The organism is Microbispora sp. CA-102843, from assembly GCF_050936215.1.
Lineage (GTDB): Bacteria > Actinomycetota > Actinomycetes > Streptosporangiales > Streptosporangiaceae > Microbispora.
Map to the genome: position 1 here is coordinate 166817 of NZ_JBNJNF010000001.1, position 25625 is coordinate 192441.

General features: G+C 72.3%; 18 protein-coding genes and 1 tRNA gene. 14 read left to right on the forward strand and 5 right to left on the reverse strand.

The window, feature by feature from the left end; translation table 11 throughout:
• Position 1: 1 nt before the first annotated feature.
• The gene (locus tag ACQEVJ_RS00910; RefSeq protein ID WP_433096135.1) at positions 2 to 955 is read right to left on the reverse strand and encodes an ABC transporter substrate-binding protein; all 954 of its coding nucleotides are present in this window, start codon (positions 953 to 955) and stop codon (positions 2 to 4) included.
• A gap of 14 nt (positions 956 to 969) precedes the next feature.
• Positions 970 to 2538 carry an amidohydrolase gene (locus tag ACQEVJ_RS00915; protein ID WP_433096137.1) on the reverse strand — a complete coding sequence of 523 codons (1569 nt, stop codon included), beginning with the start codon at positions 2536 to 2538 and terminating at the stop codon, positions 970 to 972.
• A gap of 112 nt (positions 2539 to 2650) precedes the next feature.
• On the opposite strand from ACQEVJ_RS00915, the gene ACQEVJ_RS00920 reads away from it, so the two are divergent.
• Positions 2651 to 3526, forward strand: a complete 876-nt coding sequence (locus tag ACQEVJ_RS00920) for a LysR family transcriptional regulator (protein ID WP_433096139.1) — start codon at positions 2651 to 2653, stop codon at positions 3524 to 3526.
• A gap of 159 nt (positions 3527 to 3685) precedes the next feature.
• Positions 3686 to 4909 carry an amidase gene (locus ACQEVJ_RS00925; RefSeq protein ID WP_433096141.1) on the forward strand — a complete coding sequence of 408 codons (1224 nt, stop codon included), beginning with the start codon at positions 3686 to 3688 and terminating at the stop codon, positions 4907 to 4909.
• Between the two features lie 4 nt (positions 4910 to 4913).
• Here ACQEVJ_RS00925 and ACQEVJ_RS00930 read toward each other — a convergent pair whose 3' ends face one another.
• Positions 4914 to 5921, reverse strand: coding sequence for an Lrp/AsnC family transcriptional regulator (locus tag ACQEVJ_RS00930; RefSeq protein ID WP_433096143.1), 1008 nt, complete (start codon positions 5919 to 5921; stop codon positions 4914 to 4916).
• A 256-nt stretch (positions 5922 to 6177) separates the two neighbouring features.
• Here ACQEVJ_RS00930 and ACQEVJ_RS00935 point away from each other — a divergent pair, with 256 nt between their 5' ends.
• Positions 6178 to 6870, forward strand: coding sequence for an aspartate/glutamate racemase family protein (locus tag ACQEVJ_RS00935; RefSeq protein ID WP_433096145.1), 693 nt, complete (start codon positions 6178 to 6180; stop codon positions 6868 to 6870).
• A gap of 142 nt (positions 6871 to 7012) precedes the next feature.
• Here ACQEVJ_RS00935 and ACQEVJ_RS00940 read toward each other — a convergent pair.
• Positions 7013 to 7098: transfer RNA gene (locus ACQEVJ_RS00940), tRNA-Leu, on the reverse strand.
• Between the two features lie 209 nt (positions 7099 to 7307).
• Between ACQEVJ_RS00940 and ACQEVJ_RS00945 the strand changes: the two genes are divergently transcribed.
• From ACQEVJ_RS00945 to ACQEVJ_RS00955, 3 genes are all read left to right on the forward strand, one after another.
• Complete coding sequence (locus ACQEVJ_RS00945; RefSeq protein WP_433096147.1) at positions 7308 to 8603, forward strand: M20/M25/M40 family metallo-hydrolase; 1296 nt, start codon at positions 7308 to 7310, stop codon at positions 8601 to 8603.
• A 110-nt stretch (positions 8604 to 8713) separates the two neighbouring features.
• Positions 8714 to 9340: a hypothetical protein gene (locus ACQEVJ_RS00950; protein ID WP_433096149.1), complete on the forward strand. Its 627-nt coding sequence runs from the start codon at positions 8714 to 8716 to the stop codon at positions 9338 to 9340.
• A 204-nt stretch (positions 9341 to 9544) separates the two neighbouring features.
• Positions 9545 to 11674 (forward strand): chaplin family protein, encoded by a 2130-nt coding sequence (locus ACQEVJ_RS00955; RefSeq protein WP_433096151.1) that lies wholly within the window; start codon positions 9545 to 9547, stop codon positions 11672 to 11674.
• A 334-nt stretch (positions 11675 to 12008) separates the two neighbouring features.
• Here ACQEVJ_RS00955 and ACQEVJ_RS00960 read toward each other — a convergent pair whose 3' ends face one another.
• Positions 12009 to 12194, reverse strand: coding sequence for a DUF5703 family protein (locus ACQEVJ_RS00960; protein WP_079320786.1), 186 nt, complete (start codon positions 12192 to 12194; stop codon positions 12009 to 12011).
• Positions 12195 to 12433: 239 nt separating this feature from the next.
• Here ACQEVJ_RS00960 and topA point away from each other — a divergent pair, with 239 nt between their 5' ends.
• The 8 genes from topA to ACQEVJ_RS01000 all read left to right on the forward strand — a co-directional run bounded on the left by topA (position 12434) and on the right by ACQEVJ_RS01000 (position 25576).
• Positions 12434 to 15142 (forward strand): type I DNA topoisomerase, encoded by a 2709-nt coding sequence (gene topA, locus ACQEVJ_RS00965; protein ID WP_433096153.1) that lies wholly within the window; start codon positions 12434 to 12436, stop codon positions 15140 to 15142.
• A gap of 185 nt (positions 15143 to 15327) precedes the next feature.
• Positions 15328 to 16650, forward strand: a complete 1323-nt coding sequence (locus tag ACQEVJ_RS00970) for a metallophosphoesterase (protein ID WP_433096155.1) — start codon at positions 15328 to 15330, stop codon at positions 16648 to 16650.
• A gap of 154 nt (positions 16651 to 16804) precedes the next feature.
• A complete protein-coding gene (gene tmk, locus ACQEVJ_RS00975) occupies positions 16805 to 18871 on the forward strand; it encodes a dTMP kinase (protein WP_433096157.1) in 2067 nt (688 codons plus the stop codon).
• Between the two features lie 4 nt (positions 18872 to 18875).
• A complete protein-coding gene (locus tag ACQEVJ_RS00980; protein ID WP_433096159.1) occupies positions 18876 to 20048 on the forward strand; it encodes a DNA polymerase III subunit delta' in 1173 nt (390 codons plus the stop codon).
• An 86-nt stretch (positions 20049 to 20134) separates the two neighbouring features.
• A complete protein-coding gene (locus ACQEVJ_RS00985; protein WP_433096161.1) occupies positions 20135 to 20647 on the forward strand; it encodes a SigE family RNA polymerase sigma factor in 513 nt (170 codons plus the stop codon).
• Positions 20644 to 22245, forward strand: coding sequence for a hypothetical protein (locus ACQEVJ_RS00990; RefSeq protein WP_433096163.1), 1602 nt, complete (start codon positions 20644 to 20646; stop codon positions 22243 to 22245). Before ACQEVJ_RS00985 ends, ACQEVJ_RS00990 begins: the two co-directional genes overlap by 4 nt.
• Before the next feature lie 153 nt (positions 22246 to 22398).
• Positions 22399 to 23250: a PSP1 domain-containing protein gene (locus ACQEVJ_RS00995; protein WP_433112499.1), complete on the forward strand. Its 852-nt coding sequence runs from the start codon at positions 22399 to 22401 to the stop codon at positions 23248 to 23250.
• A gap of 151 nt (positions 23251 to 23401) precedes the next feature.
• On the forward strand, positions 23402 to 25576 hold the full coding sequence (locus ACQEVJ_RS01000; RefSeq protein ID WP_433096165.1) for a helicase-associated domain-containing protein: 2175 nt from the start codon (positions 23402 to 23404) through the stop codon (positions 25574 to 25576).
• The last annotated feature ends 49 nt before the right edge of the window (positions 25577 to 25625 follow it).

Genomic DNA, 25625 nt, shown 5'->3' on the forward strand with positions numbered 1-25625 from the left:
GTCACTTACCGCCGTTGACCACGGCCGACTCGACGGCCAGCGGGTCCAGGTTCCACGCCTTGAGCAGCCCGCCGTACTCCCCGCTCTTGATGAGGGAGTCGAGCGCGCCCTTGACGGAGTCGATGAGCTCCTTGTTGTCCGGCTTCATCCCGATCCCCCAGGGGCTCGCGGTCCCGTCGAGGCTGATCGCCTCCATGTCGAGCTTGGGGTCGGCCGCCTTGTACGCGGCGACCACGTAGTCGGTGACGCTCGCCTGCGCGCGGCCGTTGCCCACCTGGAGCATGGCTTCCGTGTCGCCGGGGAACTTCAGGATGTCCACGGCGGGCTTGCCGTCCTTCTTGCAGGCGGCGTCATAGCTCTCGGCCAGCTCCATCGAGGAGCCGTTGTCGACGACGGAGACCGTCTTGCCGCACACGTCCCCGGGCCCGGTGATGCCCGCCGGGTTGCCCTTCTTGACCAGCAGCGCGGCGCCGGCCTGCACGTAGTCGACGAACGTGACCTGGCCCTGCCGTTCCGGCGTGTCGCTCATCGAGGAGATGACGAAGTCGTAGCGGCCGGTGAGCACACCGGGGATCTGCGAGTTGAACTCCTCGTCGGTGATGGTCACCTTGACGCCGAGCTTCCTCGCGATGGCGCGCGCCAGGGCGGGGTCGAAGCCGATCGGCGTCTTGCCGTCGCTCGCGTACAGCTCCATGGGCGGGTAGCCGATCGAGGAGACGACCTTGAGGCCGCCGGACTTCAGGCTCGCCGGCGCCTTGGCCGCGAGCTCCTGGTCGGGGGTGATGGCGTTGATGACGTCGGCCGCCTTCTCCTCGGCGGGGGCCTGGTCGAGGACGACGGCCGGCGCCGAGGCCGCCGTGCCGGAGTCGTCGGCGTCGAGGGACTGGGCGCCGCAGGCGGCGGTCGCGGTGAGCAGCCCGCCGACGGCGAGCATGGTGAGGATCCGGGTGTTCAAAGGGGGGTGCTCCTTCAGATTCGCCGCCAGCGGACCTCGCCGCCGACGACGGTGGTCAGAACCTTGGTGCGCAGCACCGCCTCGGGCGACTCCAGGTAGGGGTCGGTGTCCACCGCGATGAAATCGGCGAGTCTGCCGGGCGCGAGGACGCCCTTGCGCTCCTCCTCGCCCGCGGCGTAGGCCGCGCCCAGGGTGTGGGCGGTGACGGCCTCGGCCATGCTCAGCCGCTGCTCCGGCTGCCACCCGCCGGCGGGGGTGCCGTCGGTCCGGGTGCGGGTCACCGCGGCGTACAGCGCGGCGAAGGGGTTGGGGTGCTCGACGGGGGCGTCGGAGCCGAAGGCCAGCGCCACGCCGACGTTCAGCATGCTCCGCCAGGCGTAGGAGGCCAGCTCGTGGCCGGCCAGCAGGTGGTCCACCAGGTCGATGTCGCTCGTGCAGTGCACGGGCTGCATCGAGGCGACGATGCCCAGCCGCGCCATCCGCGCCAGGTCGCCGGGCCGCAGGTGCTGGGCGTGCTCGATGCGGTGCCGCAGGCCCGGCGTGGCGCCGATCGCCTCGTACGCGTTGATGACCAGGTGGTTGGCCCGGTCGCCGATCGCGTGCGTCGCCACGGCGATGCCGGCTCCCGCCGCCCGGGAGAACAGCGCGACCAGCTCCTCGTACGGCGTGACCGCGATGCCGGTGTTGCCGTGGTCGCCGGCGAAGGACTCGCTCATGTGGCAGGTGTGCGAGCCCAGCGCCCCGTCGCTGAAGATCTTCACAGGGCCGGTGCGGAACCAGTCGTCGCCCTGCCCGGTGCGGCGGCCCTCGGCGATCGCCGCCTCCAGGTGGACCATCGGGATCGCCTTGTGGACGCGCAGCTTCAGCTCGCCCGCGTCGCGCAGCTCCAGGTAGGCGGCCCGGCAGTCCTCACCGTCGATGTCGTGCACGCTGGTCAGGCCGAGCGCGAGCAGCTCGTCCTGCCCCGCGCGGAGCAGGTCGCGCAGGTCGGGGGAGACCATGAGGTCGCGCAGCGGGTATGAGGCCGCCTCGCGGAGGATGCCGGTCGGCTCCCCGCTCGCGTCCCTGACGATGTCGCCGCCCACGGGGTCCGGCGTGGCCGCGTCGATGCCGGCCAGCCGCAGCGCGGCCGAGTTGGCCCACACGGTGTGGCCGTCCACGCTGGGCAGCGCGACCGGCAGGTCGGGGCAGACCGAGTCGAGGGCGTACCGGTCCGGCTGGGCGGGCGGATCCCAGGTGTTGCTGTTCCATCGGCCGCCGAACAGCCAGGCGCCCGGCCGCAGCCGCGCCGCGTGCGCGGCCACCATGGCGAGGGCCTCGTCCAGGGACCGCACGTCGCGCAGGTCCACCGCGCCGAGACTCTGGGCGTACTGCGCGGTGTGGATGTGCGCGTCGTAGAGGCCGGGGAGCACCGCCGCGCCGTCCAGGTCGATCAGCTCCGCTCCCGGACCCGCGGCCTCGCGCACCTCCGCCTCCGTGCCGACGGCGAGCAGCGTCTCGCCGTCCACGGCCATGGCCTGGGCGGGCGGGGTGCCGCCGGCTCCCGTGTGGATGGCGGCGTTGCGGTACACGCGAATGCTCATGTGACTCTCAAAGGGATTCGGGGAACGGTGGTCCATCACTGTAGGTGTGGCGAAAAAAAGGCGGAAGCGCTATAAACACGACATTCAGCAGCCCTGAGAGCAAGGAGCGCTAATGCTCAAGCCGGAACACCTGCGCACTTTGCGTGAGGTGATCCAGCTCGGCTCCTTCGCCGCCGCGGCGAACCGGCTGGGATACACCTCATCGGCCGTCTCCCAGCAGATGGCCGCGCTGGAACGGCAGATCGGCGTGCGGCTGTTCGAGCGGTCCGCGCACAGCGTGCTGCCCACCGGCGCCGCCGAGGTGCTGGCCAGGCACGCCGCGACCGTGCTCAACGACATGGAACGCATGATCGCCACCGTCCAGGCCGTGCACCGAAACAGCGAGCGGCGGATCCACCTGGGCATCTTCCCCAGCTTCGCCGACGTGCTGACCGGCGTGCTCGGGCGGATGGATGACAGGGACCGGGCCGGCGTCAGGGTCACCGTCGGTGAGTCCTCCCAGCTCATCCCGCGTCTCGGCGCCGGAGGCGAGATGGACGCGGCGATCGTCTACCAGGTGGGGAACTCCGGCCTCTCGTGGCCGTCGGCGCTGGGCCGCCGCTGGATCGCCGAGGACCGCTACAAGGTCGTCCTTCCCGCCCGGTGGGGCGACCTGGCGCCGTACCGGGCCGAGCAGCTCGTCGACCTGCCGTGGATCACACACCACCCGGGCAGCAGCGACGCCTCCTTCTTCGAGGGCGTGTTCGCCCGCTGGAGCCTGCACCCCCGGGTGGCCGGCCACTCCGACGACTTCAAGATCACGCTGGCGATGATCGAGGCGGGGATGGGCGCCGCGCTCATCCCCGACCTCGCGCTGCGCGGGCACGGTTCGGGCGTCGTGGTCGCCGACGTGCCCTGGCTGAACACCAGTCGCAGCATCTTCGCCCTCGCCCGCCCCGAGCGGGAGACCGCCCGTCTGCTGTCCCTGCTGGACGCGCTGGCGGTCTGACCGTACGGCACGGCCACTCCGGAACGGGCGTCCGCGCGGGGCTCGACGCGGAACAGGGGATCTGTCACTATTTGCCGGATTATGGGCGCGGCCGGTGACGACCCGCCGCGCCGTCCCCATCGGACGGCTCCCGGAGCAGGCGCGAGGAGGTCCCCGACCATGGAACGCGAGGCGGCGCTCATCGGATCCGCCGAGGCGGTCGCGGAACGCGAGGCGGCGATCGCCCGGTCCGCCGAGGCGATCCGCCGGCACAGCGGGCACGCCATCCTCATCGAGGCCGGTGCCGAGCCGGTGATCGAGCGGCTCGCCGGCCACGAGCGCCCCGCCCCCGGCGTCCCGCCGGAGCTGTGGGCCTGGACGTTCGTCGTCAAGGACATGATCGACGTCGCCGGGCTCCCCACGACCCGCGGCTCCGCCCTGTACGGGAGCGAGGAGGCGCTGACCACCGCCCCCTGCGTCGAGGCGCTGGAACGCGCGGGGGCACTGCTGGTCGGCAAGGCGAACCAGCACGAGTTCGCCTGGGGCGTCACCAGCGAGAATCCGCACTGGGGCGACGTGCGCAACCCGCGCCACCCACACCTGTCTCCCGGCGGGTCGAGCGGCGGCACGGCCGCCGCGCTCGCCGCGGGCATCGCCCGGTTCGGCCTCGGCACCGACACCGGCGGCTCCGTACGGATTCCGGCGGCCTGCTGCGGCGTGGTCGGCCTGCGCCCCGGAGCCGGCGCCGTCCCGTCCGAGGGCGTTGCGCCGCTCGCCCCCATGTTCGACGTCGTCGGCCCCATGTCCACCTCGGTCGCCGACTGCGCCCGCGTGTGGCGGGTGCTCTCCGGCGAGGCGGTCGAGCCGCCGGACTCGCTGTCGGGGCTGGTCGTCGGCGTCGCCGAGGGGTGCGCGCAGGCCGGGGAGTTCGCCGACCTCGGCGCAGAGGTCCGCGAGATCGCCCTGCCGTACGACATCCTCCCGCCGTACTGGACGATCGTGGGCGCGCAGGCCCGCCGCACGCACGAGGCCACCTATCCGGGGGCGGCCGAGAGCTACAGCGAGGGGGTGCGGCGGAAGCTGGACGGCGCCGCGGGGATCGGCCACCGGGAGTACCGCCGGGCGGTCGAGGAGCTCGCCGCGGTCCGGGCCCGGTTCTCCGCGGAGATGTCCGGGGTCGATCTCCTGATCACGCCGACGCTCGGCGGCCCCGCGCCCCGGTTCGGGTGCGACGAGGTCGCCGTACGCGGCGAGGTCGGCCGCCTCACCGCCGTCGTGTCGGCGCTCGGCCTGCCCGCGCTGGCGGTCGGCGACCTGCAGGTGGTGGGACGCCGCGAGGCGGACGTCCTGCGCGCCGGGCTCTGCCGGGAGGCGCGGGGCGGCGGCGTCCCCGAGCCCCGCTGACCCTTCAGGCGTGCCGCGGCAGGATCCACGGGTCCACCGGGACGACGGCCGTGCAGCGGCCGAGCCGGTCGAGGACCCGGCCGTACAGCTTGGTCTGCCGCAGCACGATCTGCCGGTCGGCGACGCTGACGTGGGGGAACCGCTCCTCCAGGCGGACCACCAGCGGGTGCAGGTCCGAGACCCCGTGCAGGCCCACGGTGAGGAGCATGTTGCGGGTGCCCGCGAGCGCCGCGCAGGTGCGCGTCTCCGGCCAGCCGAGCAGCGCCCGGCCCGTCTCCTCCAGCCGGCCGTCCGGCATCCGCAGCCACAAGATCGCCGAGGAGTGCCAGCCCGCCTGCGAGCGCGCGAGATCGCAGCGGAAGTCGATGTCACCCGTCGCGACCAGCCGCGACAGCCTGCGCTGCACCGTGCGCTCGGACGCGCCGACGGTCCGGGCCAGCTCGGAGTAACCGGCCCGGCCGTCCGTGAGCAGGGCCTTGAACAGCAGGCGATCGAGTGCGTCCATCCGCCTCGTCGACTCCGGCGGGCCGGGCCGCCGTGCCAGCGCGGCCGCCGCACGAGGGGGCAGCACGCGCAGCCGCCAGCGGCACGAGGCCTCGAAGACGCGCGTCGCGACGTGGGTGCGCACCTTCGCCACGCCCGGCACCCGCGGCAGGTCCGTGAGCAGGTAATCCGCCAGAGCCGGCATCGACGCGGCCACGGCGATCACGAACAGGTCGTGGCCCGCGGCGACGTGCTGCACGGTGATGAGGTGCCCGGCCGTGGCGAGCCGGTCCGCCACCTCGACCGCGGCTCCGGCCTCGCAGTCGATCTCCAGGAACGCCATGCTCATCGCGTGCATCTGGCGCTGCCCGAGGGCGACGGTGGTCCACGCCTCGCCCGAGGCGTTCAGCCGCTGCCAGCGCCGCGCGGCCGTCACCGGATCGGCGCCGATCGCCGCCCCGATGTCCACCCAGCTCGCGCGCGGGTTGATCTGGAGCGCGTCGATCAGTTCGAGGTCGGCCTCCGACAACAACCGAGACGGCTCTGTGCCGGAATCCTGCACAATCACCCCTTCGATGGCTGTTTGCTGCGTTTGCAAGCCGAAATCACCTTATAGATCGATCCTTGTGCGGGCAGCCGTCCCGGCTCGCCTCGGCCGTACGTACGGCTATTGCGCCGAAGCCTCCGCGACCGTGCGGGAACCCGTGGCGCTCGGGGAGAGGACGAATCGCGATGACTCGGTTCTGCGGCACCCGGCGGGTCGGCCGCCCGGCTGGAGGCGGCCGGTGAGCGGACCCCGACTGGTCGGCGTCCTGGGCGGCATGGGACCGGCGGCGACGGTCGACTTCTACGGCAAGCTCGTGGAGGAGACGCCGGCGACCTGCGACCAGGGGCACGTGCCCGTCGTCATCTGGGGCGACCCCCGCGTCCCCGACCGCTCCCTGAGCCTGGTCGGCGACGGTGAGGACCCGACCCCCTACCTGCGACGCGGCATCGAGGGCCTGAAACGGGCCGGGTGCCAGGTGCTCGCCGTGCCGTGCAACACCGCCCACGCGTTCGTCCCCCGCCTCGCGGACGAGGCCGGGCTGGAGCTGGCCAGCATCATCGAGGTCACCGCCGACGCTCTCGCCGCCGACGGCGTACGCGCGGCGGGCGTGCTCGCCACGTCGGGCACCCTGCGCGCGGGCCTGTACGCGGAGGCGCTGCGGCGTCGCGGTGTCGCGGTGATCGAGCCGGGCGAGGCCGACCAGCGGCGGGTCATGGCCGCCATCGGCGCGGTCAAGAGCGGCGCCGCGGGGACGGCCCACCGGCAGGCGCTCGAGGAGGTCTCCCGCTCTCTCGCGGACCGCGGCGCTGAGCGGGTCGTCGCCGCGTGCACCGAGATCGTCCTGGCCCTGGACGGCTCCCGCGTCCCTGTCCCCGTCGTCGATCCCGCCCGCCTGCTGGCCCGCCGGGTCGCCGAGCTGGCGCTCGGCTGAGGCCGCCCGCTCCGGGCCCCCGGCCGCCGCGGCCGTTCGTACGCGGCGACTCGCAGATGGGGCTCGGATCGACATGCCGGCCCCGGAAACGACTTGTGGAGGCTCGGGGTCATCCCCAGCCTCCACATGTGCGAAAGATCTGTGTCCGAGGGGGGACTTGAACCCCCATGCCCATCACTGGGCACTAGCACCTCAAGCTAGCGCGTCTGCCTATTCCGCCACCCGGACGTGGTGCCTCACGCGGGATCGTCATCCCGCGTCGGCTGATACAGATTAGCACTCTCTCGGCCCTGCTTCATACCGGGATTCGGCCCCTGCGCGGCTCGCGCAAGCCCGGGGGTGAACGTCACGCCTGTACGGCGGCAGGATGGAGGCGCGAGCCGTACGACGGTAGAAGGGGGGCCCGCCGACGGGCCCGCCCGGCAGGAGGAGGCGTAATGACCCCACGCTACGGGGAGGACGAGGTCGCGGAGCTGTGCCGCGATCTGATCCGCATCGACTCGGTCAACGCTGGGGACAACGCGGGGCCCGGGGAACGTGAGGCCGCGGAGTACGTGGCGGGCAAGTTGTCGGAGGTCGGCCTGGAGCCGCGGATCCTCGAGTCCGACCCCGGGCGGGCGAACGTGGTCGCCCGCGTCGAGGGCACCGACCCGAGCAGGGACGCCCTGGTCCTCCACGGTCATCTGGACGTCGTGCCGTTCGACGCCGCCGACTGGACCCACCACCCGCTGAGCGGTGAGATCGCCGACGGCTGCGTCTGGGGCCGCGGGGCGGTCGACATGAAGGACATGGACGCGATGATCCTCGCCGTGGTGCGGCGGCGGCTGAGCGAGGGGCGCAGGCCGCCCAGGGACGTCGTCCTCGTCTTCACCGCGGACGAGGAGGCCGGGGGCCACTACGGCGCCCAGTGGCTGGCCGAGCGGCATCCGGAGGTCTTCGAGGGCTGCACCGAGGCCATCGGCGAGGTCGGCGGCTTCAGCGTGACCACCGACAAGGGCCGGCTGTACCTGATCGAGGCGGCGGAGAAGGGCATCGCCTGGATGCGCCTGACGGCCAAGGGCAGGGCCGGGCACGGCTCGATGCTCAACGACGACAACGCCGTGACCGAGCTCGCCGAGGCGGTCGGCCGGCTCGGCCGCCACAAGTGGCCGGTGCGGCTCACGCCCACCGTGCAGGCGTTCTTCGAGGAGGTCTTCGGCACGGAGGTCAAGGCGGAGGACGCGGAGGCGGCGGTGGCCACCCTCGGGTCGCTCGCCCGGATGATCGGGGCCACTCTCCGCAACACGACCAACCCGACCATGCTCCAGGCCGGTTACAAGGCGAACGTCATCCCCCAGATCGCGAGCGCGCACGTGGACGGCAGGTTCCTGCCGGGGTACGAGGACGAGTTCTTCCAGACCGTGGACGAGCTGCTGGGGCCCAACGTGACCCGGGAGTTCGTCTACCACGACGTGGCGGTCGAGACCCCCTTCAAGGGCCCGCTGGTCACGGCGATGGCCGACGCGCTGCAGGAGGAGGACCCGGGCTCGCGGGCCGTGCCGTACACGCTCAGCGGAGGCACCGACCTCAAGGCGTTCAGCCGTCTCGGCATCAGCGGCTACGGCTTCGCGCCGCTGCGGCTTCCCGAAGACTTGGACTTCTCCGGGATGTTCCATGGCGTCGACGAGCGAGTTCCGGTTGATTCGCTCCGGTTTGGCGTCCGGGTCCTTGACCGTTTCCTCGGATACTGCTGAGAAAGCTCTTGCGATCACATGCCGTGCCGCTACAGTAACTCTCCGTTGGGGGTTGGATCCGCACCGGGTGGACCCAGCGGACTGTGGACTCAGCGGTTTGGGGAGGTCGCGTGACGCGCACGTCGCAGGAGCAGCGGAGGGCGAGTTCGCCCGCCGCCGTTCCCGGCGTGCGCGTCACGTCTCCCGGCTCTGCGGAGCGGGGCCGGATGGCGCGGTTCGCGGCCGGCTCCCGTCTGGGCCGCCTGCTGGTCATCGGCGGGCTGATCGCCGCCGGATGGCTGCTCGGCGTGATCTTCGGTGTCTTCGGCACGGCGACGTCCGTGGCCGGGACCGCACCCTCACATGACGTCGCCGGGTCGGTTCTTCCCGACCGTTTCTCAGGTCCGGACCTCGGCCTGCCGCCCACGCCGGGCGCGGTCGAGTCCCACGGGAAGAGCACCGACGGTTTCCCCACGGCGGCGGACGACGTCTCGGTGAACGCCGAGGCGATGGCGGGGCGCACGGTCGACGGGCTCACCAGCCAGTCAAAGCCTCTGCTCCCTCCGCCCTCCACTGCGGACCACGCGCCCGCAGACCAGGGCCTGGTCCCGCAGTCGAGCGGTGGAAACATCCTGTTCGGGGATGTCGCGCGGGATGTGTTCGAACCGCGCTTCACCAAGCTGCCCGCCCCACTGGCGGCGGTTGTTCCCCCGGTGGTCCGCACAGCGGCGGACGACCCGTCTTTCTCTCCTGACTGATCCCGCCTTCGTGCCGGTCCCCGTCGTACGGCGACCGGTGCCATCGCCTGCCCTCACTCGTGGTGCCCGGGCGGCAGGCTCCCGCGGGTGACGCGGAATTTCCCATCCTCGTGACCGTCCACGGCTCCGCTGTGCTCATGCGGCCTGGACATGCGTCGCGAGCTGTCAGGTAACCCCCTAGAAGAACCACTAGGAGCATTCATCATGCGAACGTGGGCGAAGGGCTCCGCCTCCGCGGCTTTTCTGGCCGCCGGCGTCATGGCCCTTGGCAGCGGTACGGCTTTCGCCGACACCGACGGCAGCCACTCGGTGCTCGGCGGCAACCAGGTCGACATCCCGGTGACCCTGCCGATCGACATCAGCGGCAACGCGGTGGCGGTCATCGGCGAATCCCGGGCCTCCTCCCTGGGCGGCGCGACCGCGCAGGGCGCGGGCGTGGGCGCCGGACAGAACAGGACCTCCGGCGAGGGCAGCATCCTCGGCGGCAACCAGGTGGTCGCGCCGATCAACGCCCCGATCGACGCCTGCGGCAACGCGGTGTCCGTCATCGGCCGGTCCGACGCGGGCTGCCGGGGCGGCGCGGCGGTCAAGGGCTCGGGACGGCGCGGGAACGCGGGCGGCAACCGCACCAGCGGGGCGCACAGCATCGGGGGCGGCAACCAGGTCGTCGCGCCGATCACCGCGCCGATCAACCTGTGCGGCAACTCGATCGCCGTCTTCGGCGACGCCACCGCCGGGTGCCGTGGCGGCGCCTTCGTCGGAGGCGGCTATGACGGCGTCCGCGCCGGCGGCAACCGCACCAGCGGCCGCGGCTCGATCCTGGGCGGCAACCAGGTGGTCGCCCCGATCACCGTGCCGATCAACGTCTGCGGCAACTCCGTCGCGGTCATCGGTAAGGCGTTCTCGGGCTGCCGCGGCGGTTCGTCCGTGGGCGGCTCCGGCGGGCACGGCGGCCACGGCGGCCACGGCCACGGCGGCCACGGCCACGGGGGTCACGGCGGGTACGGCGGTCACCACGGAGGCGGTCACTGGCACCGTCCCGGCTCGACCGGCCACGACACCGACGGCCGCTACTCGGTCGGCAGCGGCACCCAGGTGGTCGCGCCGATCACCACGCCGGCCAACGTGTGCGGCAACGGTTCGGGCAGCTGCCACGGCGGCTCCACGCCCGGTCACGGTGGCTACGGCGGTCACGGTGGCTACGGCGGTCACGGTGGGCACGGTGGGCACGGTGGGCACGGCGGCCACGGCGGCTGGTCCGGCGGTTGGTCCGGTGCGGGCGGCAACCGCACCAGCGGGGTGCACAGCGTCGGCGGCGGCAACCAGGTGGTCGCTCCGATCAACGCGCCGATCAACGTCTGCGGCAACGCCATCGCGATCGTCGGCGACGCCTTCGCTGGCTGCCGCGGCGGCGCGACCGTGATCGGCGGCTGGAGCAAGCACGGCGGCCGCTGGGGCGCCGGCGGGAACGTCACGTCCGGCCACGGCTCGATCCTCGGGGGCAACCAGGTGGTCGCCCCGATCAACGCGCCGATCAACGTCTGCGGCAACGCGGTGAGCGTCATCGGCCGGTCCCACGCGGGCTGCCAGGGCGGCGCCTCGGTCCTTGGCGGCGGTGCCGGCGCGGGCGGCAACATCACCTCGGGCAGGCACGGGATCCTCGCGGGCAACCAGATCGTCGTCCCGATCAACGCGCCGATCAACGTCTGCGGCAACTCGGTCGCCGTGCTCGGCGACGCCGCCGCGGGCTGCCTGGGCGGTGCCCAGGTGGGCGGCGGCTGGAAGGGGCACGGCTACTGGGCCCACCCCGAGCACAAGGCCGCCCGCGGCGCGGTCATGCCCGCGATGCCGGGCGCGTCGGTGCTGTCGGGCAAGCACACCGTGCAGCCGATGAGCGCCGCCGCCACCCCCTCCGCTCCGGTCGTCGGCGACCTGCCGAACATGCTCGGCCTGCCGGAGACGCCGAGCCTGCCCGCCGGCCCCGCCGTGAATGGCAAGAAGGGCGGCAGCACCCCCGCGGCCGTCTCCAAGGCCGGGGGAACGCTCGACGACGCGACTCGGTCGCTGACCACCAACCAGACGCTGGAGGACGCGACCGCCTCGCTGCCCGTCGGCGACACGGCGCGCAACCTGCCCACCGGCGACCTCGGGAAGAGCGCCGACGTGCTGCCGCTGGGCAAGCTGAGCCCCCTCAAGCTGATGAGCGCCGAGCAGCCCGTCGGCCTGACCGGGATGAACCCGGCGTCGTTCCTCGCCCTGGCCCTCGGCGCCATGTTCGCCGCTTCGGCGAGCCTGTTCGCCGTCACCCGCCGCTTCCGGTTCGGTCGCAAGTAGCCGTACGGCCGCGTGTGACGGCACGGGAACACCTCCGGCGGCGACGGCCGTGCGGAAGTGATCCGGCGGCGCGCGGCTGACGGAGGCGAGGGATATCACTCGCCCGCGCCAGGGAGTGTCTGACAGATGCTGCCCGGCGCGGGCGACCAGGACGCCCCCCCACCGCCAGTGGGAGGCACGAACGCTTTGCCCGTTCCGGGGGCGCGGCCCGGGGCGGGCAAAGCCCTTTTGTCCGGTACTGTTTCGAGACGGATTGGAGCACTTACGGTCATGGCACCGACGGCATTGCGGATGGGCAAAGCCCTTTTGACCGTGGCGTCCGCGCCTCCGGGGCTCACATGGTCCGGGCGGCCCGTATGATCTTCCGACGCAGCCGCACGCGCCTGCTGCCGTCGGGATAAAGGCGTAGCCGCTCCAGTTCCCAGTCTCCGTGCTCGGCATGCTCCGTGAGCATCTGCCTCGCCACCTCACGAGGGGTGCCCCGAGGGAGATACAGGTCCAGATAGGAGTAGTCGAGCACAGCCATTGGTCTCCGGGGCGTGCTAGGGAACTCGATGGGCTCTATTCTGCGTCTCCGTGGATAACAGCGCCAGACGGGTTACATTCCCGGACATAACCGGGTAGCCCGAGGGGGAGGAACGTGCGGCGGCAGGTACCTTCAAAGCGGCGCCTCGTCGGCGCCCGATGGGGGTAAGAAGCCCCCGGCCCGGACGACGAGGGTGTCATGAGCCGGGAGTACGAAGCCCGGCAGTACGGGGAATGACAGCGGACAGCGAGGTAGGAAGCAGCGTGCCAGCCAACAACGGCAACGCCGGCGGAACCCGCCTGGTGATCGTGGAATCGCCCGCGAAGGCGAAGACGATCGCCGGGTACCTCGGGCGCGGCTACATCGTAGAGTCGAGCATCGGCCACATTCGTGATCTTCCGGAGAAGGCCGATGACATCCCGGAGAAGTACAAGAGCGAGGCCTGGGCCCGCCTCGGGGTGAACGTCGACCACGAGTTCGAGCCGCTCTATGTCGTGAACCCGGACAAGAAGTCACAGGTGTCCAAGCTCAAGCAGCTTCTCAAGGAAGCAGACGAGCTCTACCTCGCCACCGACGAGGACCGGGAGGGCGAGGCGATCGCCTGGCACCTGCGCGAGGTGCTCAAGCCCAAGATCCCGGTGCACCGCATGGTGTTCCACGAGATCACCCCGCACGCCATCAGGGACGCGGTCTCCAACCCCCGTGACCTCAACCTCCGCCTGGTCGACGCCCAGGAGACCCGGCGCATCCTCGACCGCCTGTACGGCTACGAGGTCAGCCCGGTCCTGTGGAAGAAGGTCAAGCCGCGGCTTTCCGCCGGCCGTGTCCAGTCGGTCGCCACCAGGCTGGTGGTGGAGCGCGAGCGGGAGCGCATGGCGTTCACCGCCGCCAACTACTGGGATCTGCAGGCGCTGTTCGACACCGGCCGGGCGGGCGACGACCCCCGGACGTTCTCCGCCACGCTGACCGGTGTGGACGGCAGGCGCGTGGCCCAGGGCCGCGACTTCGCCTCCACCGGCAGGCTGAAGGGCTCCGACGTCCTCCACCTCGACGAGGCCGCCGCGACGGCCCTCGCCGGCCGCCTGGAGGGCGTGTCCTACGCGGTGCGGTCGGTCGAGCGCAAGCCGTACACGCGCAAGCCGTACGCGCCGTTCCGGACGACGACGCTGCAGCAGGAGGCGAGCCGCAAGCTGGGCTTCTCCGCCAAGTACACGATGCAGGTGGCCCAGCGGCTGTACGAGAACGGCTACATCACCTACATGCGTACCGACAGCATCACGCTGTCGGAGACCGCCGTCGCCGCCGCCCGCAGCCAGGCGATCAAGCTGTACGGCTCGGCGTACGTGCCGGACAAGCCGCGCGTCTACACCAGCAAGGTGAAGAACGCCCAGGAGGCGCACGAGGCGATCCGGCCGTCCGGTGAGGAGTTCAGGACGCCGGGCGAGACCGGCCTGTCCGGGGACATGTTCCGGCTGTACGAGCTGATCTGGCAGCGCACGGTCGCCTCCCAGATGAAGGACGCGGTCGGCGAGTCGGTGTCGATCAAGGTCGGCGGCACGTCCAGCACCGGGGAGAACGTCGAGTTCAGCGCCACCGGCCGGACGATCACCTTCCACGGCTTCCTCAAGGCGTACGTGGAGGGCGCGGACGACCCCTCGACCGACCGGGACGACTCGGAGAAGCGCCTGCCCACGCTGACCGAGGGCGACCGGCTCACGGCGGCCGAGCTGACCGCGCTCGGGCACTCGACCAAGCCGCCCGCGCGCTACACCGAGGCGTCGCTGGTCAAGGAGCTGGAGGACCGGGAGATCGGGCGGCCGTCGACGTACGCGTCGATCATCGGAACGATCCTCGACCGGGGCTACGTGTTCAAGAAGGGCACCGCCCTGGTGCCGTCGTTCCTCGCGTTCGCCGTGGTCAACCTGCTCGAACAGCACTTCGGCAACCTGGTCGACTACGACTTCACGGCCGAGATGGAGAAGGTCCTCGACGACATCGCCAACGACCGCGCCGAGCGGGTGCCCGAGCTGCGCCGGTTCTACTTCGGCGGCGGGGACGGCGACGAGGGCCTGAAGGAGATGGTCACCGACCTCGGCGAGATCGACGCCAAGGAGATCAGCTCGTTCCCGATCAAGGGAACGGACATCGTGATCAGGGTTGGCCGCTACGGGCCCTACCTCGACCGCGGCGGCGCCCGGGTGAACATCCCCGAGGACATGGCGCCCGACGATCTGACCGCCGAGAAGGCCGAGGAGCTGTTCTCGCGCCCGAGCGGCGACCGCGAGCTGGGCGTCGACCCGGCGACCGGCCGGACGATCGTGGCCAAGGACGGCCGTTTCGGCCCGTACGTCACGGAGATCCTGCCCGAGGAGCCGGCGCCGGCCGACGGCAAGAAGCGGACGAAGAAGGCCGACGCGCCCAAGCCGCGGACCAGCTCGCTGTTCAAGTCGATGTCCCTCGACACGATCACCTTGGAGCAGGCGCTGATGCTGCTCCAGCTGCCCAGGGTCGTCGGCGAGCTCGACGGCGAGGAGGTGACCGCGCAGAACGGCAGGTTCGGGCCGTACATCAAGAAGGGCACCGACTCGCGCTCGCTGGGCTCGGAGGATGACCTGCTCACGGTCACGATCGAGCAGGCCAAGGAGCTGTTCGCGCAGCCGAAGGCCCGCGGACGCGGCCGTGCCGCCGCCGCGCCGCCCCTTCGTGAGCTGGGCGAGGACCCGAACTCCAAGAAGCCGATCGTGGTGAAGGAGGGCCGCTTCGGCCCGTACGTCACCGACGGGGAGACCAACGCGTCGCTGCGCAAGGGCGACACGGTCGAGGACATCACGCTGGAGCGGGCGGCGGAGCTGCTGGTCGAGCGGCGGGAGCGGGCGCCCGCCCCCAAGCGCACGACCACCCGGACCAGGACCGCCGCGAAGAAGCCCGCCGCGAAGTCCTGACCCCCGGTCCCGGCGGACGGCGGCCTCGCCGGGGCGCGGTGGCATGTTCGGGCGCGGCTTCGCACGGCGTCGCCGCGCCTGTGGACACCCGGCCGGGCTGTGGACAACGGGCGCGGCCGTCGGTGTGAGCTCGTAGCATCGTCGTCAGCCGGCCCTTGATCGCTAGCCGGTCGAGGGGAGTTCTCGTGGGGTTCGTCGGCATGATTGTGACGGCCGTGGTCGTCGTGCACCTCTATTTGTGGTGGCGGCTGGTCAGGGCGTCGACGACGCCGCGATCGCGTCCGCGCCGGGTGCTGACGTGGGCGCTCGTGATCCTGGCCGTCCTGATGGTGGTGACCTTCGCCGGGAGCCGGCTCGGCCTCGGCATGGACGTCGAGCGGGTCGTGGCCTGGCCCGGCTACCTGTGGCTGGCCGTGATGTTCTACCTGTTCGTGTTCGGCCTGGTCATGGAGGTGCCCCGGGCGGTCGCGACGTTCGTCGTGTCCAGACGCCGCCGTACGGCCGAAACCGCGGCTCCGGCCGACCCGGCCGAGGGGGAGGCGGCGCCGGTGGACGAGGTGGTCCTCGCCGGCGCGGCGGCCGGGGGAGGCTCCGCCGCTCACGGCACGGCCACGACCGGCAGGCCGGCGGCGGAAGGGGCCGCGGCGGACGCGCCGGCGATCGACCGGCGGCTGTTCATCTCCCGCACGGCCTCCGTGGTCGTGGCCGCGGGGGCGCTCGCGACCGTGGGCTACGGCGTGAGCCGGGCCCTGGGCGATCCGGTGATCGAGCGGGTGCCGATCCGCCTGCCCCGGCTCGACCCCCGGATGAGCGGGCTGCGCATCGCGGTCGTCAGCGACATCCATCTCGGCCCGCTGAGCGGCCGGGGCCACACCGAACGGATCGTCCGGATGATCAACGGCCTGGAGGCCGACGCGGTGACGATCGTGGGCGACCTGGTGGACGGCACGGTCGCCGAGCTCGGTCGTCTCGCCATGCCCCTCAGGTCCCTCGAATCCCGCTACGGCGCGTATTTCGTGACCGGCAACCACGAGTACTACACCGCCGCGGGCCCGCAGGAATGGATCGAGGAGTTGCGCTCGCTGGGCGTCCGGCCGCTGCGCAACGAGCGGGTCGAGATCCGGCACGCGGGAGCCGTACTGGACCTCGCGGGCGTCAACGACCTCAACGGCGTGCCGTCGGGCGACGGCCCGGACTTCGACAAGGCGCTCGGGAGTCGCGACGCGAACCGGCCCGTCGTGCTCATGGCCCACCAGCCCGTCCAGGTGACGCAGGCCGCCGCGCACGGCGTCGATCTCCAGCTGTCCGGGCACACCCACGGCGGGCAGATGGCGCCGTTCAACCTGCTCGTGCCGCTGCAGCAGCCTGTGGTGGCGGGGCTGGCGAGCGTGCCGCGCACGGGCGGCGGCGACACCCAGGTCTACGTGACGCGGGGCGCGGGCTTCTGGGGGCCGCCGGTCCGGGTGGGCGCGCCGCCCGAGATCACCCTCATCGAGCTGCGCACCTGACCGTGCCCGGTTCGCGGGAGCGGAACCGGGCAGAGCATTGGTGCCATCTCGCAGCGAGGACGAGGCGGACGTAATACCCTCAGGCGACGGGCAGGCCCCAGCGGCCCGCTCGACCGTCTCCCAAGCCCAGCGAGCACCTGGATACGCTGACATCATGAGCACCACTGGCCGGGCCGCCGCGCGCCGCAAGCAGCCGCACGTGCTGGCGAACGCGCCGTTCCGCAGGCTCTGGACGGCGATGGCGACGTGCAGCCTCGGCGACTGGCTCAACATCATCGCGCTGACCGCCCTGGCCGGTAACCTGACCGCGCGGTCCGGCTTCCAGGCGCAGAGCCTCGCCATCGGCGGCGTCTTCGTCGCCAAGATGCTGCCCGCGATCCTGCTCGGCCCGCTCGCGGGAGCGGCGGCCGACCGGTTCGACCGCAGGCTGACGATGGTCGTCGCCGACCTCGCCAGGTTCGCGGTGGTGCTGTCGATCCCACTGGTCGGCAGCTACCAGTGGGTGATCATCGCGACGTTCCTGGTCGAGTGCGTGAACCTGTTCTGGGTGCCCGCCAAGGACGCCACCGTGCCCAACCTCGTGCCCAAGGATCGGCTCGAGGAGGCCAACCAGCTCAACCTTCTCGTCACGTACGGCACCGCCCCTGTGGCCGCGGCCCTGTTCGCGATCCTGTCGGGCGTGGTCACGACGATCTCGGCGGCCGCCCCGTCGTTCGACGTCGCGGCCACCAGCGTGGCGCTGTACCTCAACGCGCTGGCCTACCTCGCCTCCGCCGTGATGGTCTTCACGCTCCGGGCCATCCCGAAGAACCACGTCAGGCACGTGTCCGCGCCCTCGGTGCTCCGGCAGATCACCGAAGGCTGGCGGTTCGTCGGCGGCAACCGCATCGTGCGCGGCCTGATCATCGGCATGCTCGGCGCGTTCGCCGCCGGGGGCGCCGTCGTCGGCGTCGCCAAGGCGTACGTGCAGGCCCTGGGCGGCGGTGACGCGGGGTACGGCGCGGTGTTCTGCGCCGTCTTCCTCGGCATGGCGTTCGGCATGTTCTTCGGCCTGCGACTGCTGAAGGGCCTGTCCAGGCGGCGGCTGTTCGGGTTGTCGATCGTGCTCGCGGGGCTGACGCTGGCCGCCGTCTCGCTCATCCAGAACCTGGTGGTCGTCGTCGTGCTGACCGTGGTGCTGGGCGCCTGCGCCGGCATCGCCTGGATCATCGGCTACACGGTGATCGGTCTGGAGGTGGAGGACGGGCTGCGCGGCCGTACGTTCTCCTTCCTGCAGTCGCTGGCCCGGGTGGTGCTGCTGCTGGTCGTGGCGGTGGCCTCCACGCTGGCCGCGCTGTTCGGCACGCACGCCCTCCAGATCGCCGGGATCAGCTACCGCTTCGACGGCACGAACATCGTGCTGCTCCTGGGGGCGCTGCTGGCGATCGCCGTCGGGGTGGTCGCGCTGCGGCACATGGACGACCGGCCGGGTGTCCCGATCGCGGTCGACCTGCTGACCGCCCTGCGCGGGCGGCGGTTCGTGCCGGAGGAGGCGGCGGACCCCGATCGCGGGCTGTTCATCGCCTTCGAGGGCGGCGAGGGCTCGGGCAAGACCACCCAGTCGCGGCTGCTCGCGATCTGGCTGCGCGACCAGGGCTTCGACGTCGTGCAGACCCGCGAGCCGGGCTCGACCAAGGTCGGCATGCGGTTGCGGGCGATCCTGCTCGACGCCGCCCACCAGGGCCTGTCCCCACGGGCCGAGGCCATGCTGTACGCCGCCGACCGGGCCGAGCACGTGGAGAAGGTCATCAGGCCCGCGCTGCGGCGCGGCTCGACGGTGATCTCCGACAGGTACGTGGACTCGTCGCTGGCCTACCAGGGCGCCGGGCGGTCGCTCGACCAGGAGGACGTCGCCAAGATCAACAGGTGGGCGACGGGCGGGCTCGTCCCCGACCTGACCGTGCTCATCGACGTGCCGCCCGCGGTCGGGCTGCAGCGGATGGCCTCGCCCGCCGACCGCATCGAGGCCGAGCCGCTGGAGTTCCACGAGCGGGTGCGGCGGGAGTTCCGGGCGCTGGCGGCGGCCGACCCCGACCGCTATCTCGTGGTGGACGGCACGCTGGACCAGCGGGAGGTGACGCGCCTGATCCAGGACCGGGTGCGGGAGATCCTGCCCGACCCGGTGCCGCAGGAGGCCGAGGAGGCCACCGGCACGATGCCCGCCATCCGCGACTTCGGGTAGCCGTATGACTGTCTTCGGGGATCTCATCGGGCAGGACCGGGCGATCGACGTGATGCGGCGGGCGGCGTCGGCCGCCGCGGAGGTCGTCGCCGGAGGTCGCGGCGCGGGCATGACCCACGCCTGGCTGTTCACCGGGCCGGCCCTGCGGTCCGCGGCCGCCACGGCGTTCGCGGCCTCGCTGCTCTGTTCCGACCAGGGCTGCGGCCACTGTGACAACTGCCACCAGGTCGAGGTCGGCTCGCATCCGGACGTCACGTTCGTACGGCCCGAGGGCCTGTCGTACAGCGTGCGGCAGACACGCGAACTCGTGCTCAAGGCGGCGGGGGCGCCCACGCTCGGCCGCTGGCGGATCGTGCTGTTCGAGGGCGCCGACCGGGTGACGGAGGCGGCGGCCAACGCGCTGCTCAAGGCCATCGAGGAGCCGCCGCCGCGGACGGTGTGGCTGCTGTGCGCGCCCTCCCCTGACGACATGATCATCACGATCCGCTCGCGCTGCCGGGTCGTGACGCTGGGCACGCCCTCCACCGAGGCGGTCGCGAACGTGCTGGTGACCCGCGACGGGGTGCCCCACGACGTGGCGCTCGACGCCGCGCGGGCGGCCCAGGGGGACATCGGCCGGGCGCGGCGGCTCGCGCTGGACGAGGAGGCGCGGCGCAGGCGCGACGACGTGCTGTCGATCCCCCGGGCGCTGACCGGTGTGGCGGAGTGCATCACCGCCGCCGAGCGGCTGGTGAAGACCTCCAGCGAGGACGCCGACGCGGCCACGACCGTGCTGAACGAGGCCGAGACCGCCGAGCTGCGCAAGGTCTACGGCGAGGGCTCGTCCGGTAAGGGGCTTAACAAGGGCCTCGTGCGGGGCGGCGCGGGGGCGCTCAAGGAACTCGAGACCATGCAGAAGTCGCGGGCGACCCGCATCAAGCGCGACTCCCTCGATCTCGCGCTGCTCGAACTCGTGGCGTTCTACCGCGACGTGCTGTCCGTCCAGTTCGGGGCCTCGGTCGAGCTGTCCAACGAGGACCGCAGGCACGAGGTGGAGGCCGTCGCGCGCGCGTCCACTCCCGAGCAGACGCTCCGCCGTACGGATGCGATCATGAAGTGCCGGGAGCGGCTGGCGGCCAACGTCAACCCGCAGATCGCGGTCGAGGCCATGACCCTCGCCCTCCGCTCGCCCGCGTAGGACGCCAAGCAACCCTGGCGGGCGTACGGCGTCTCTGGTACATGAAGGCCGAAACGCTCGATCTCGATCAGCAATCCGGGGGGCCCGTGAGCGTCCCGCCCCTGTCGGCGGGCGCCGACGACACGGTCAGCGGGCTCTACGCCGAGCACGCCCTCGGCCTCACCCGGCTGGCCCTGATCATGGTCGGTGACCGGGAGAGCGCCGAGGACGTGGTGCAGGAGGCGTTCCTGGGCCTGCACCGGCGCTTCGACGGCCTTCGCGACCGGGACAAGGCGCTCGTCTACGTGCGCGCCGCGGTGCTGAACAACGCCCGCTCCGTGCTGCGCAGGCGGCGGCTGCCGTCCTGGTTCGCCGGCACGTACGACCCGCCCGTCTGGTCGGCCGAGTCGGCCGCGATGCTCGGCGCGGAGCGGCGGGAGGTCATGGAGGCACTCCACCGCCTGCCCCGGCGCCAGCGGGAGGCCCTGGTCCTGCGCTACTACGCCGAGCTGTCCGAAGAGGAGACGGCCCGGGTCATGAAGATCAGCCGGGGCACCGTCAAGTCCACCACCTCCCGGGCGCTCGACGCGCTCGGCCGCCTCCTGGGAGAGACCCGATGAACGACGACGTCATCCGCCGGTTGCAGGACGCCGCCCACGCGGTGGGGGAGACGGTCGAGGCCGTCCCGCCGTTCGATCCCGCCGCCGCCCCCGCTCGCCGCCATACGCGTGTGGGCGCCGCGCGGGGCAGGACCTGGCTGATTCCGGTCGCGGCGGCGGCCGCCGTGACGGTCGCGGTCACGGGTGGGGTGGCCGTCGCGCGCCACGGCGGCGGGACCATGGACACGGCCGCCGGCACGACGGCGGGCCCCGCCGCCGAGCCGACTTTCCTCGTGCAGATCCGCTCCGGCGACATGGCGGTCAGGAGTGTCGCCGACGGCCACGTGACGGCCAGGGTGCCGGGGCCGGAGGGCGAGCGGTTCACCCAGGTGCAGGCCGTCCGGGACAACCGGCTCTTCTACGCCGTGGCCCAGCAGGACGGGTGCCGGTCGCGCTTCTACCGGTTCAGCCTCAGCGACAGCGGGGAGGTCGGCGCCATCGGCGAGCTCCCGTTCACGCCGCCGGAGGGCACCGCCGTCACCTCGCTCGCGGTGAACGGGGACGGCTCCACGCTGGCCTACGGGCTGTCTTCCTGTACGCCGGGCGGCAAGGGCGCGTCCCTGATCGTCACGAATACGGCGACCGGTGACAGCCGTACCTGGACGTCCGCACACACGTCCGCCCTCGAGGACATCTCGATGAGTGATGACGGGCGCACCCTGGTGTTCCGCCGGGCGGGCGTGGTCTGGGGGACGTCGGCGGAGGCCACGCCGGAGGCGATCACGGAGCAGACGGGCCCGCCGGAAGTCCCCGCGGAGCGGGAAGTCACCGCGAAGCCGGAAGTCACCGCGGAGCCGGGAGTCCCTGCGGAGCCGGAAGTCTCGCCGGAGGCGCCTCCGGGGTCCGCCCCCACCCTGGAATCGGCTCTCCCGCAGGACGACGGCGGCGTCCTGCCGGAGTCGCGCGTGACCCCGGCGGAACCGGGGACGGCGCCGTTCCCGGTTGCTTCGGCGGATCCGGAGGTGGGGCCCGCACCGCGAGAGCAGCCCGTGGCGGCGTCGGCCGAGCCCTCCGCTCCGCCGCTCCCCAAGGGGTGGACATGCCTGATACCGGCCAGGACGGTGGAGAACCCGGCCTCGGGCACGACGCATCCCTCAGGCGTACCTGCGACGGCGGTCGCCTGGGAGTGCTCGATCTCCCACACTGTGTGGGTGCTCGACACCGGCACCTCCGGCGGCGGCCTCGACGACGCGCGTGCGATCACGCTCGGGGAATCGTCCGTCCCGACGACGAGCGGGATCAACGACATCGTCCTCACCCCCGACGGCGGACGCGTCGTGGCCACGCTGGGCTGGAGCAAGCTGGCACAGGTGCAGGGGGTGACCAAGCTCGCGGGGGCTGTCGACGAGGTCGTGGCGTACGACGTCGGAACCGGGCGGGCCGTGCGGACCCTCTATCGCCGTGAGGACGGACGGCCTCCCTTCGAGCGTGTCGACGTGGACGGCACCGGGCGGTTCGTCCTGGTGGTCGGGCCGGACGAGACGGGACAGGTGACCGAATCCGGATATCGCACGCTGTTCAAGGACGGCGGCGGCGTCGCGTGGACGGCGGCCTGGTAAGCGGATGTTCCGGCGGGCCGGGTCTCCCGGCCCGCCGGAGGTTGTCCACAGGCGATGATTGCCGGTGCCGTACGGCACGTATGGTGGGTTCGAACGCCTGAGGCGTTTGGGGCGCGACAGCCGTGCAGGACCGAGGAGGGCCGGCTCTTGGGAATGATGATGGCCGTGAGCTTCACTCGCTACGGGCGGCTCTACTATCTCGATCCGGGCGGCCACTCTCCCAAGGTGGGCGACAAGGTCCTCGTGCCGACGGATTCGGGCCCGGAGGTCGCCGAGTGCGTGTGGGCGCCGCAGTACGTGAGCGAGGACGTCGAGGGGCTGCCCGTCTGCCAGGGCGTCGCGGCCGAGGAGCACCTGGCCCGCGACGAGACCAACCGCCGCCGCAGGGCGGAGGCCCGCAGCGTGTCCAAGCGCCTGATCAAACGGCACGAGCTTCCGATGAAGGTGGTCGGCGTCGACTACCTGGACGCCGACAACGTCTACACCGTGTACTTCTCCGCACCCCACCGGGTCGACTTCCGCGCGCTCGTGCGCGACCTGGCCCGCAACCTGCGTGCCCGGGTCGAGCTGCGGCAGATCGGCCCGCGCGACGAGGCCAGGCTCCAGGGCGGCATCGGCCCCTGCGGACGCGACCTGTGCTGCGCGACGTTCCTCAAGGACTTCGAGCCCGTCTCGGTGCGGATGGCCAAGGACCAGGACCTCCCGGTCAACCCGCTCAGGATCGCGGGCGCCTGCGGCCGGCTGATGTGCTGCCTGAAGTACGAGCACCCGCTCTACCAGGAGTTCCGGGCGTCGGCGCCGCGCACGGGCCTCGCGGTGGACACCCCGCAGGGCCCGGGCACGGTGGTGGGGCACAACGTGCCGTCCGACTCGGTCATCGTCCGCCTCAACGAGGGCGGCCGCCGCTGCGCCTGTTCCAAGGCCAGCGTCTGCGCCCCCCGAAAGCAACATGACGCGATGTACGGCGACGCGCAGGCAGTGGCCGTGAGCGATCCCGAAGGGTAGGCGTGGTTTCGCTCGCACGGGTCGTGCCGCTTTCCGGCGGATCTGGGGGATCCGGCAGTCCATGCCGCAGAGACGAGTCCATTCGGCGGCTCGCGCCAAGGGCGTGAACCGGCAACAGGTCTGGCCGCCGAATACGGCGTAATACCCTGCGATGGTGAACACCCAGCGCCGCCTGGCGGCATGGCTGAAGACGAAGTCGCCGGATGACCGGCGGCTGATCCTCGCCCGGGTCGGGTTCACCTCCGACGACGAGATAACTCCGCAGGACCTCGCCCGGCTGCTGCTCCAGCCGCGTGCGGCGCTCTCGCTCGCGCGGTTCTGCACCCTGCCTCAGCACCAGGCGCTGTCGGCCGTCGCGTGGCTGGCGGCGCAGCGGCACGGGCCGCTGCTCAACCTCTGGCATGACGGGGACCCGGCCACAAGGGCCGTGCCTCGCGCCGACGTGCTCGATCTGCTGGCCGGGAGCGATCCCGCCCTGCGCGCGCACGCCGCCGCCACTCTGGACGCGCTCGCCGACACGGCGCTGGTGCTTCCGCCGCACGACGACCAAGTGATCGTGTCCACGGGCGTCCACGCGCACCTCGCCGAGGCAGCGGGGCTGGGCCGCCCGGCGGCCGAGCTCATCAGGCTCCACTTCAACGCTCCGGAGGTCCACGCGATCGCCGAGACCCTGGGATTCCCGAAGGCCAGGGCTCGGGAGGGCGCCGAGCAGAACGTGCTCGGCCTGCTCACCGATCACGAGCGGGTGCGGGCCCTGCTCGCGCAGGCCCCCGCGGACGCCCGGGAGTGGCTGCTCGACATCATCGGGCACGGATCGCAGGTGCTCACCCACGCCTACCAGGCTCGCGGCGGCTTCGGCTACCAGCAGGCCCCGAAGTACGCCTTCCGACCCGGAGGTTCCGGCGACCCGAACACCGACTGGCTGGCCGCGCATGGGCTCCTGCTGCCCGCCGGGCAGTACGACACGGCCGAGGTGCCGATCGAGGTCGCCGTGGCCGCCCTCGGCGAGCTGCGCGTCCCGTTCGCCCCGGAGCCGCCGCAGCCCCCGGCCGGCCTGCCCGACGCAGCCGGGGCCGACGGTTCCGCCCAGGCGGCCGCCACCGCCGCGCTCGCCCAGATCGAGCGCGTGCTCGCCGCGTGCGCCGACCAGCCTCCAGTCCTGCGCAAGGCCGGCGGACTGGCGGTCCGCGACACCAAGCGGATCGCCAAGGCGGCCGGCGTGGCCGAGGACGTCGCCCGGCTCTGGCTCGACCTGACCACGCAGGCCGGACTGCTCGGCCTGCATGCGGAGCCGGTGCCGCGGCCCAAGGGCCATCGCGGGAAGCTGCCGGAGCCGGTCGTGAGCCTGCTGCCCAAGACGGAGTACGACGACTGGCTGAAGCGGTCTCCCGTCGAGCGGCTGGTGACGATCATCGCCACCTGGGCGACCATACCGGCCGTCTACACGTACTGGCCGGAGGAGGCCGGGACGCCGGTCGCCCTCACCGAGCCCGACGATCCGAACGCGGTCGGCATCAGATATGCCGTGTTCGAGGCGCTCGCCGCGCTTCCCCCGGGCAAGGGCGTCTCCGCCGCCTGCCTGCCGTACGTGACGGAGCGGGCGGCCTGGCACCGCTCGCACCACTTCGCCGAGTCGGGGGCGGACGACGATCTGGTCGGAGCCGTCATGCGTGAGGCCGAGCTGCTCGGCCTGGTCGCCGGGGGCGCCCTCACCGGCGTCGGTCGTGTCGTACGCGACCTGCTGCCCACTGGTGAGGCGTGGACGTCGCCGGAGCCCGCGCTGACCGCCGCCCTGGCGGCCCTGCTCCCGCCCGCGCAGGCCACCGCGTTCTTCCAGGCAGACCTGACGGCGGTGGTCCGCGGGATGCCCGGCCCGGAGCTCGCCGAACTGCTCGACGACGTCGCCGACCGCGAGTCGGAGGGGCACGCCGTGGTCTGGCGCTTCACCGCTTCGACCGTGCGCCGCGCCTTCGATCGGGGGCACGAGGCCGGCGCCCTGCTCGCGCGGCTCGCCGAGGCGGCCGAGGCGCCCCTGCCGCAACCGCTGGAATACCTGATCAAGGACACCGCCCGTACGCATGGGCGCGTCCGGGTGGTGCGCTCCGGGTGCTGCATCCGTTCCGACGACGAAGCGCTCGTCGAGGAACTCGCCCGCTCTCAGACGCTGCGCACGCTGGGTCTGCGCAAGATCGCTCCGACTGTGCTGATCAGCGTGGCGGGCGAGGAGGAGACCCTGACCCGGCTGCGCGCCGCCGGCTACACCCCGGCACTGGAGTCCGAGACCGGGGCGGCGATCATCGAGAGAGCCGCCCGGCGGCGCGCGTGACGTACGGCCGGCCGGTTCCCGCCGGAGCATGAAACCCGCGCCTTCGGAG